We start from the raw sequence: 9,786 nt of genomic DNA, 5'->3' as shown, positions 1-9,786 counted from the left end.
CTGTCGTGGGGGTGGTCGGGGACTGGGTCGCGCCGGGCTGGTTCTCCTCCGGGATGTGGCGGCTGACCTCGGCTGTCGTCAGGCCGAGACCGCCCAGTTCGATCTCGTCCCAGGCCTGGAGGCGGCGGTTGTCCCGGTCGAAGTACAGGATCGACGCCTCGATGGGGTCGGGGTGCTTGCCTTCGATGGCGCGCAGGCCGCTGCCGCCCGTGGAGCCCTCGATGCGCAGTCGGGTGCCGTACTTCAGGACTTCCATCTCGTCGTGGTGGACGTGGCCGGCCAGCACCAGCGGCACCTCGCCGTCGACCTCGCGGGCCGCCGACGGCTCGTGGGCGATGGCGATGTCCACCGGGGTTCCCGCCGTGCGCTGGTCGCGCAGGGCCGTGGCCAGGCGGGATCCGGCCAGCTCCTGGGACTGCTCGTTGCCCGGCTGCTTCGAGCGGTCCGGGGTGAACTGCGGGTCGCCGATGCCCGCGAAGCGCAGGCCCTCGATCGTCTTGGCCCGGCCGTCGTCCAGGACGTGGACGTTCTTCAGGCCCTCCAGATAGCGCTGGGTGATCATCGAGTCGTGGTTGCCGCGGACCCAGACGTAGGGGGCCCCGAGGTCCTCGATGGGGTCCAGGAAGCCGTTCTCGGCGGCCGTGCCGTGGTCCATCGTGTCGCCCGAGTCGACGATCACGTCCACCTTGTACTGCTCCACCAGCGAGGCGATGATCTTCCAGCTCGCCGGGTTCAGGTGGATGTCGGAGACGTGCAGGACCCGGATGGTGGAGGGGTCGGGCGCGTAGGCCGGGAGGGTCGAGGTGGCGTCGTAGAGCTTGGTGACGTTGGTGACCAGGCGGGCCAATTCCTTCTGGTAGACGTCGAATTCGGTGACGATGCTGCGCGCGTTGCCGACCAGGGAGGGGGCCGACGTGAGCAGTCCGGAGAACTTGGGTTCCAGGACGGAGTCGGGGCGCCAGGTGGCGTACGCCGTGCCGCCCGAGGCGGCGAGGAGGGTGAGCGCGAGGCCGCCGGCGGCCAGGGCGCGGCGGGGCCGGCGGTAGACCGCGAGGCCGAGTGCGGTGGCGCCGCCGACGACGGCGACGCCCGAGCGGACGGCCAGGTCGAGAGTGCCGCGTCCGACGTCCTCGGTGACCTCGTCCTGGAGGCCGGAGAGCCGTTCGGGGTGGTCGACCAGGGCCCGGGAGCGCTCCGGGTCGAGCTGGTCGACGTTCACGTCCAGGCGGACGGGAGCGATGTGGCTGTCCAGCTGAAGGGCACCCAGAGGCGAGATGTTGATCTTGGTGCCGCCCGTGAAGGAAGGGCGCAGGGTCATGGTGGTGTTCATGGGGCCGACCGGGACCCGGACATTGCCCACGACCAGCAGGCCCAGCCAGGCACCGAGGAGGACGACGGCCACGAGTCCCACCGCGCGGGACCAGGGGTGCGGCTGCGACACGAGTTCGATCGTGGCCGGGGCCTGGCGGGAGCGGTAGCGGCGGGCGAGGGTGCGCGGGGCCTTGCGGATCGGGTTCAGGACACTCAGGACTGCGGCGGGGACGCGGGCCATTGGTCCCGTATGCCCAAGTGACGGGCCGGATATGCGACGCCGGATGGCTCTCGTACGGCTGTGTCGTGGCCGACAATGGGCCTGTGCTGGAGATGACGCGCGAGGAGTTCGAGGAACTGGTTGCCGAGGCGCTCGACCGGATCCCGCCGGAGTTGACGCGATTGATGGACAACGTCGCGGTGTTCGTCGAGGACGATCCGCCGTCGGACGATCCCGAGCTGCTCGGGCTGTACGAGGGGACCCCGCTGACCGACCGGGGCGAGTGGTACGCCGGTGTGCTGCCGGACCGCATCACCATCTACCGGAATCCGACGTTGCGGATGTGCGAGTCGCGGGAGGACGTCGTCGCCGAGACGGAGATCACAGTGGTGCACGAGATCGCGCACCACTTCGGCATCGACGACGCGCGCCTTCACGCCCTGGGTTACGGCTGAGCGGGCTGTGAATGCGGGGCGCGTGTCCTCTTGTGGGCGGCGGGAGTTGGAGGTGTTGACTCCCTCACCCTTCCCGGAGGTGGCCCCGTGCGCCCCTTGTACGTACCCGTCCGTCTGGCCGCCACGGTCGTGGCCGTCGCCGCTGCCGCCGGCTGCATGAGCGTCGGCGACGGCGACGCGGGCGGGAGCGTCAAGCCGTCGCACTCCGCCGGGCAGCGGGGCGGCGAGGCGCCCGACGGTGGCTCGGCGGCGTCGGGCGGCGGTACCGGGCTCGATGCGGCGGCGGCCGACGGCGAGCGCGGGCGCGGCAAGGGCAAGAAGGGCGAGAAGGGCAAGGGCGGTGGGGCGGGGGAGTCGGCGACTCCCGGGGCGTCGCCGTCCGCCGTGGTGAGCGCCTCCGCGCCGGGGCGCGACAAGCCGGGGAAGCCGGCCAGGCCGACGCCGAAGCCGCCGGCTCCACCGACGCCCACCCGGTCGGCCGATCCCGAGCCCACGCCGACACCGACCGAGGTGACGACGTCGCCGGAGCCGACGGACAAGCCGGAGCCGTCGTCGTCGGCGCACGAGCCGCCGGGGCCGCAGCTGGCGCAGCGTGAGCCGGCACCGGAGGCGGGGTCGCCGGCGTAGAGCCGGGAGCGCGCTGTAGCGGGGGTCGCCGGTGCACGGCCGGGAGCGCGCCGTAGTGGCGGTCGCCGGCGCAGGGCGGAGTCCATCGTCACGGCGGGAACATTTCCGGCCGGAGGGTGGTTGGGAGGATTCGGGAAGCTGTCCGGCCGTCGGAAAGCAGCCCGCTGTCTCCTGCACAGTCCGGTTTGCCTTGTGGGGCCCGGAGTGCGTATGGTGGCAGATCGTTTGATCCCATCTTGCCCGGCGCCACCGCAGAGCGCGCCGTGTGGCGCGTACTCTCTCCCTTGCCGTGGTGGACCGCATTGAGGCGGTCGTATTGCGAATCGCGAATCACGGAGTTGACGGGCGCGTGCCGACGAGACTCCGGAAGGTTTCGCATTCGCATGTCCATCGCCAGTACTGATCACATCGTCGTGCCCGAGAACGAGGCAGCCGACGACACCCCCGAACTCACTTTCGCCGGCCTCGGTCTCCCCGAGGGCATCGTGCGCAAGCTCGCGCAGAACGGTGTGACCACCCCCTTCCCGATCCAGGCCGCGACCATCCCGGACGCCCTGGTCGGCAAGGACATCCTCGGCCGTGGCCGCACCGGCTCCGGCAAGACCCTCTCCTTCGGTCTGCCGACCCTGGCCACGCTGGCCGGCGGCCGCACCGAGAAGCACAAGCCGCGGGCCGTCATCCTCACGCCGACGCGTGAGCTCGCCATGCAGGTGGCCGACGCGCTCCAGCCCTACGGCGACGTCCTCGGCCTCAAGATGAAGGTCGTCTGCGGCGGTACGTCCATGGGCAACCAGATCTACGCCCTCGAGCGCGGCGTCGACGTCCTCGTCGCCACGCCGGGCCGGCTGCGCGACATCATCAACCGCGGCGCCTGCTCGCTGGAGAACGTGCAGATCGCCGTTCTCGACGAGGCCGACCAGATGTCCGACCTGGGCTTCCTGCCCGAGGTGACGGAGCTGCTCGACCAGATCCCGGCGGGCGGTCAGCGGATGCTGTTCTCCGCGACCATGGAGAACGAGATCAAGACCCTCGTCGACCGGTACCTGAAGGACCCGGTCCACCACGAGGTGGACGCCGCCCAGGGCGCGGTGACGACCATGTCGCACCACATCCTGATCGTGAAGCCCAAGGACAAGGCGCCGGTCACCGCGGCCATCGCCTCCCGCAAGGGCCGCACCATCATCTTCGTCCGTACCCAGCTGGGCGCCGACCGCGTCGCCGAGCAGCTGCGCGACTCCGGTGTGAAGGCCGACGCGCTGCACGGCGGCATGACCCAGGGCGCGCGGACGCGGACCCTGGCCGACTTCAAGGACGGGTACGTCAACGTGCTCGTCGCGACCGACGTCGCGGCGCGCGGCATCCACGTCGACGGCATCGACCTGGTGCTGAACGTGGACCCGGCCGGCGACCACAAGGACTACCTGCACCGCGCGGGCCGTACGGCGCGTGCCGGCCGCACGGGCACGGTCGTGTCCCTGTCCCTGCCGCACCAGCGGCGTCAGATCTTCCGGCTGATGGAGGACGCGGGCGTCGACGCCGGGCGTCACATCATCCAGAGCGCCGGGGCCTTCGACCCGGAGGTCGCCGAGATCACCGGCGCCCGGTCGATGACCGAGGTCCAGGCCGAGTCCGTGGGCAACGCCGCGCAGCAGGCCGAGCGCGAGGTCGCCCAGCTCACCAAGGAGCTGGAGCGGGCGCAGCGGCGTGCGAACGAGCTGCGTGAGGAGGCCGACCGGCTGCTCGCGCGGGTCGCTCGGGAGCGCGGCGAGGACCCTGCGGCCGTGGTGGCCGGGGAGCCCGCGGAGGTTGTGGCCGGCGTCGAGATCTCGGTGCCGGAGCAGCGGACCGCGCAGGACGTCGAGCGCGAGCAGCGCTCCGAGGCTCCCGCGCCGTACGAGCGGCGGGAGCGGCGCGAGGAGCGCGGCGGGGCCGGACGCGACCGGTCCTTCGAGCGTCGTGACGACCGGGGTGAGCGCGGCGGCTTCCGTCGTGACGACCGCGGTGGTCGTTCCTTCGAGCGTCGTGACGACCGCGGTGGCCGTCCGTTCGAGCGTCGTGACGACCGCGGTGCGTTCAACCGGGACCGCGACCGGGACCGTGACGGTGACCGTGGCGGCCGTTCCTTCGACCGTGACCGCGACCGTGGTGGTTTCCGCCGGGACGACCGGGCGGACCGGGGCGACCGTGGTGAGCGCGGCGGCTTCCGTCGTGACGACCGTGGCGGCCGTTCCTTCGAGCGTCGTGACGACCGCGGTGGCCGTCCGGCCGAGCGTCGTGATGACCGTGGCGGGCGTCCGTTCGAGCGTCGTGACGACCGTGGCGGGCGTCCGTTCGAGCGTCGTGACGACCGTGGTGGCTTCCGCCGGGACGAGCGCGGTGGGCACCGTGGCAGCGACCGTCCCTTCAACCGGGACCGCCGGGACGACCGTCCGGGCTACCGCGCCGGCGGGCACGACCGCCCCGGGCACGACCGTCCCGGGCACGACCGTCCGCAGGGGCGTCGTGACGACCACCGTGGCGGCGGTTCCTTCCAGCGCCGCGAGGACAAGCCGCGCTGGAAGCGCAACAGCTGACGCACAGGCATGACGAGCGCCGTGGCCCCCGTCCCCCCGGGGCCACGGCGCTCCGCCGTTCCGGAGGGTGTTTTCACACCCTCGGCACGGCCGGGTCACCGATACCCGATCGGAGACTCGGCCTGGTCCGGCTATGCTCGTGGGGGCAACATCGCCTGGGCCCTTAGCTCAATTGGCAGAGCAGTGGACTTTTAATCCATTGGTTGTGGGTTCGAGTCCCACAGGGCCTACAGAGAAACCCCAGGTCAGACATCGTCGACCTGGGGTTTCGCCCGTTTTGAGCAGTGTTCGTGATCGCTAGCCGGCCCGTAGCTGGCCCGAGGGTCAAAGGATCATGCTGAACATGCGAACGGCCCCCAGCTGGCGGGGATCCCAGCTGAGGACCGTTCAACTCCCCTGGGGGGAAGGGGAGTGGGTGGCCGCCCCACGGGGGACGGCCCCCCTGTCCCGCCTCCGGTGTCCTCTCCGGGATTGCTCGCGGGGGAGGGTCCCACGAGCGATCCCAGCACCTTCGGCGGGCTCATCCCGCTACCGGCGCGGTCGGTGGCGCTGCCGGTAGCGGGGGGTCAGTGGCGCCTGGAGTACGGCGTGGTCTGGGTCGGCACGGGCTTGCAGGCGGAGTAGTCCGCCGTTCGCGCCTCGCTCCCGGCCCACGCTCACGCCCCCTAGGGCGGTCCACAGCGGCCTGCCGCACCAGCAGCAGGCCCAGCCCTGGTGCGGGGCGTAGGTCAGCTCGTCGGCGGGCGGTGGGCGGCGGCCCGGGTCGCCTGGTCATCGGCTCGTCCCTGACTGCGCCCGCAGCCCGCACTCATCGGTGGTGAGCCCGGAGGCGTCGGCGTGGCCGGTGACGATCTGCCAGCCGGGCCCGCGGCTGTACAGGAGTGGAAGCGGCCGGCCCGAGAGCCGTGATGCGCACGCGCGTCCCCGCCGTCGACAGGGTCATCCCCACTACCGGAGCCAGTTGCAGACAGAGACGGACACTCCGGAGGCCAGCGTCAGCGTCTCACCCTGGCCCGGATCACCCTCTCCCCGGCTCGGGTTGTGACCGGGCGGCGCGCGGTGGTGCCGACCTCGCGGGAGGGCTCCCGCACGACACAGTGGATAGCCCGGCTGCCGGGGGTGCGGCAGACCGGCACTCAGAATAACTGTGCCCGCGAACTGAGATTTCAACGGAACACGCAGACAGATTCTCTGCCGCAATAAGTGGGGTGGGATTCTTCACCGCACACAGGCCGCTGCGGCGTGCTACTGTCGATCTCAGTTGCAGTTGTGGTTCCCGAAACTTCAAGTGCTCTCCGGTCGGCCTCCGTGCCGCTGGGGGCACTTTTGTATTTCCGGTCGTTTTTCCGGGCGGGGTGATCATCGCGGCGACATGGTGTCCGCGCTGTGCGGATCCCTATGCACTGCCCCAAAGGAGATATGACATGACTGCTGGTACCGTGAAGTGGTTCAACGCGGAAAAGGGCTTCGGCTTCATCGAGCAGGACGGTGGCGGCGCTGACGTGTTCGCCCACTACTCGAACATCGCCGCCCAGGGCTTCCGCGAGCTGCTCGAGGGCCAGAAGGTGACCTTCGACATCGCGCAGGGCCAGAAGGGCCCGACGGCCGAGAACATCGTTCCCGCCTGACACTGACGCGCATTGTGCAGCTGGGGCCCGCATCCCTCGGGGTGCGGGCCCCAGCTGCTCGCATTTCCCAGGCGCCCCGGTCGCGCCGACATTTCAGCGCCTGCGCCCGCACATATTTTCCGCCGGCCAGCTTCGCTTTCACGTTCTATCGGCCAATTCTTGCAATTCTCCGTGCCGCTCATCGCTGCGGGAATTCCTTGATATGTGCCGCATCGAGGAAGGTTCCGCATGAACCGCACACGCACGAACGACCGCTTCCCCCGCACCCGTAACGGCAGTGCCGACTCCGGAAAGGGTGGCAGCCGATTCGGCTCGTCGGCCCCGCGCCGGTCCGGCGGGCCGAGCCGCTCCGGCGGTTACGGCCGCCGACCCGCCGCGATCCAGGGGGAGTTCGCCCTCCCCAGGACGATCACCCCCGCGCTTCCCGCCGTGGAGGCCTTCGCCGACCTCGACATGCCCGCGGAGCTGCTGGCCGCGCTCGGCTCGCAAGGCGTGAGTGAACCGTTCCCGATCCAGGCCGCGACCCTGCCGAACTCCCTCGCGGGCCGGGACGTCCTGGGCCGTGGCCGCACCGGCTCCGGCAAGACCCTCGCCTTCGGGCTGGCGCTGCTGGCCCGTACGGCCGGGCAGCGCGCCGAGGCCAGGCAGCCGCTGGGGCTGATCCTCGTACCGACGCGTGAGCTGGCGCAGCAGGTCACCGACGCGCTCACCCCGTACGCCCATTCCCTGAAGCTGCGGCTGGCCACGGTGGTGGGCGGGATGTCGATCGGCAGGCAGGCGAGCGCGCTGCGCGGCGGTGCCGAGATCGTCGTCGCCACCCCGGGACGCCTCAAGGACCTCATCGACCGCGGCGACTGCCGGCTGAACCAGGTCTCCATCACCGTCCTCGACGAGGCCGACCAGATGGCCGACATGGGCTTCATGCCGCAGGTCACCGCCCTGCTCGACCAGGTCCGCCCCGAGGGCCAGCGCATGCTGTTCTCCGCCACCCTCGACCGCAACGTCGACCTGCTCGTCCGCCGCTATCTGACGGACCCGGTGGTTCACTCCGTCGACCCCTCGGCCGGCGCGGTCACGACGATGGAGCACCACGTGCTGCACGTCCACGGCGCCGACAAGCACACGGCCACCACCGAGATCGCCGCACGCGACGGCCGGGTGATCATGTTCCTCGACACCAAGCACGCCGTCGACCGCCTCACCGAGCATCTCCTGACCAGCGGGGTACGGGCCGCCGCCCTGCACGGCGGGAAGTCGCAGCCGCAGCGCACCCGCACGCTGGCGCAGTTCAAGACCGGACACGTCAACGTGCTGGTGGCGACCAATGTCGCGGCGCGCGGCATCCACGTCGACAACCTCGACCTCGTCGTCAACGTCGACCCGCCGACCGACCACAAGGACTACCTCCACCGCGGCGGCAGGACCGCCCGCGCCGGCGAGTCCGGCAGTGTCGTCACCCTGGTCACCCCGAACCAGCGCCGCGACATGACCCGCCTCATGGCAGCGGCCGGCATCGTCCCGCAGACCACCCAGGTCCGCGCCGGCGAAGAGGCTCTGCACCGCATCACCGGTGCCCAGGCGCCCTCCGGCGTCCCGGTCGTCATCAAGGCGCCGGTGGTCGAACGTCCCAAGCGCAGTGCCACTTCACGCGGCCGGCGCAGCCCCGCTTCGGCGGCCCGCCGCGCTTCCGGACGGCAGAACACGGTCGGCGCGGTGGCCTAGCACGGGCCCTTCGCCTCGCCGCTGACCGCGGGGCCGAAGCCGAACAGAACAGTGAGGGCCCTGCCGACGCGCGCCGGCAGGGCCCTCACCGCGTGCCGTGCCGCTCTCGGCACGGCCGTGGGTCAGTGGTCGGAGCGGCTGAAGCGTGACGGTCCGGTGGTGGAGTGTCGGAGCCAGGTTGTTCCACGAGGCGACGGCACGGAAACAGAAGGCCGGCGCAGGACCAGGACCGGCAGATGGTGGTGCAGTTACCGGTTCCTTCGGGGCCTTGATGCCATACGGCACCAAGGCCCCTCTGCGTCCTCTAGCCCGTCGCCAGCATCCCCGACCGCAGCCGTGCCACCGTCCGGGAGATCAGGCGGGAGACGTGCATCTGGGAGATGCCGAGGCGCTTGCCGATCTCCGCCTGGGTGAGTTCCTCGACGAAGCGGAGGTGGAGGATGAGGCGCTGGCGCTCGTCGAGTTCGGCGACCAGGGGGGCCAGCGCGTGGAAGTCCTCGACGAGTTCGAGGGCCGGGTCCTCCTCGCCGATGAACGAGGAGAGCGTGGTGTCGCTGTCCTCCGAGTCGCCGGTGATCGCGGCGTCCAGGGACGAGGAGAGGTAGCCGTTCGCCGCGACCTGGGCCTCGACGACCTCCTCCTCCGAGAGGTTCATCAGCGCCGCCAGCTCCGCGACCTTCGGCGCGCGGCCGAGGCGGGAGGCCAGTTCCTCGGTGGCCTTGGCGAGTTCCGTACGGGCCTCCTGGAGGCGGCGCGGCACGTGCACGGCCCAGGACGTGTCGCGGAAGAACCGCTTGATCTCGCCGATGATGTACGGCACCGCGAAGCTGGTGAACTGGACCTCGCGGGAGACCTCGAACCGGTCGATGGCCTTGATCAGCCCGATGACACCGACCTGGACGACGTCCTCCATCGCCTGGCCGCTCGCACGGAACCGGCGGGCCGCGAACCGCACCAGCGACATGTTCATCTCGATGAGCGTGTTGCGCGCGTACTGGTATTCGGGCGTGCCCTCCTCCAGCACGGCGAGCCGTTCGAGGAACTGGCCGGTCAGCCCACGCGCGTCCTGCGGGGCGAGCTTCTGCGGCTCGGTGATCTGCGGCAGTTCCTCACCGGTGTCGGTGGCGGAATCCGTCGTCGTGCCGATGCGCGTCGTCGCCGTCACGGGCCCTCCCTCGTAGTTCCGGCCCGCTCCCGTCCCCCGACAGGCCACCTCCAGCCCCGCTACCCCCAGTCGCCCGGCTCATGCC

7 protein-coding genes and 1 tRNA gene are annotated in these 9,786 nt (G+C 70.9%); 6 read left to right on the top strand and 2 right to left on the bottom strand.

Annotated features, from left to right (window positions below; genetic code table 11):
* Nucleotides 1–1,552: metallophosphoesterase family protein (locus tag CA983_RS34670; protein ID WP_086604726.1), on the bottom strand; the 1,552-nt coding region annotated here is incomplete at its 3' end.
* 83 nt (nt 1,553–1,635) lie between these two features.
* On the opposite strand from CA983_RS34670, the gene CA983_RS34665 reads away from it, so the two are divergent.
* From CA983_RS34665 to CA983_RS34635, 6 genes are all read left to right on the top strand, one after another.
* A complete protein-coding gene (locus CA983_RS34665; RefSeq protein WP_059420586.1) occupies nt 1,636–1,986 on the top strand; it encodes a metallopeptidase family protein in 351 nt (116 codons plus the stop codon).
* Between the two features lie 87 nt (nt 1,987–2,073).
* A complete protein-coding gene (locus CA983_RS34660; protein WP_086604725.1) occupies nt 2,074–2,613 on the top strand; it encodes a hypothetical protein in 540 nt (179 codons plus the stop codon).
* Nucleotides 2,614–2,996: 383 nt separating this feature from the next.
* Nucleotides 2,997–5,186: a DEAD/DEAH box helicase gene (locus CA983_RS34655; RefSeq protein WP_086604724.1), complete on the top strand. Its 2,190-nt coding sequence runs from the start codon at nt 2,997–2,999 to the stop codon at nt 5,184–5,186.
* Nucleotides 5,187–5,343: 157 nt separating this feature from the next.
* Nucleotides 5,344–5,416 (top strand) — tRNA-Lys (locus CA983_RS34650).
* Between the two features lie 1,194 nt (nt 5,417–6,610).
* On the top strand, nt 6,611–6,814 hold the full coding sequence (locus CA983_RS34640; RefSeq protein ID WP_086604723.1) for a cold-shock protein: 204 nt from the start codon (nt 6,611–6,613) through the stop codon (nt 6,812–6,814).
* A gap of 228 nt (nt 6,815–7,042) precedes the next feature.
* Nucleotides 7,043–8,536 carry a DEAD/DEAH box helicase gene (locus CA983_RS34635; protein WP_086604722.1) on the top strand — a complete coding sequence of 498 codons (1,494 nt, stop codon included), beginning with the start codon at nt 7,043–7,045 and terminating at the stop codon, nt 8,534–8,536.
* A 304-nt stretch (nt 8,537–8,840) separates the two neighbouring features.
* Here the strand turns inward: CA983_RS34635 and CA983_RS34630 are convergent, their stop codons facing one another.
* Nucleotides 8,841–9,701, bottom strand: a complete 861-nt coding sequence (locus tag CA983_RS34630) for an RNA polymerase sigma factor SigF (RefSeq protein WP_086604721.1) — start codon at nt 9,699–9,701, stop codon at nt 8,841–8,843.
* Nucleotides 9,702–9,786 lie beyond the last annotated feature (85 nt).

This window comes from Streptomyces swartbergensis (assembly GCF_002148965.1).
Taxonomy (GTDB): Bacteria; Actinomycetota; Actinomycetes; order Streptomycetales; family Streptomycetaceae; genus Streptomyces; species Streptomyces swartbergensis.
Note: the sequence above shows the minus strand (reverse complement) of the source record. Positions and strands in the feature narration are given on the sequence as shown.

Excerpts from the sequence above, each read along its gene's own strand:
- CA983_RS34655 (WP_086604724.1), top strand. The coding sequence starts at position 2,997 with ATGTCCATCGCCAGTACTGATCACATCGTCGTGCCCGAGAACGAGGCA.
- CA983_RS34640 (WP_086604723.1), top strand. The coding sequence starts at position 6,611 with ATGACTGCTGGTACCGTGAAGTGGTTCAACGCGGAAAAGGGCTTCGGC.
- CA983_RS34635 (WP_086604722.1), top strand. The coding sequence starts at position 7,043 with ATGAACCGCACACGCACGAACGACCGCTTCCCCCGCACCCGTAACGGC.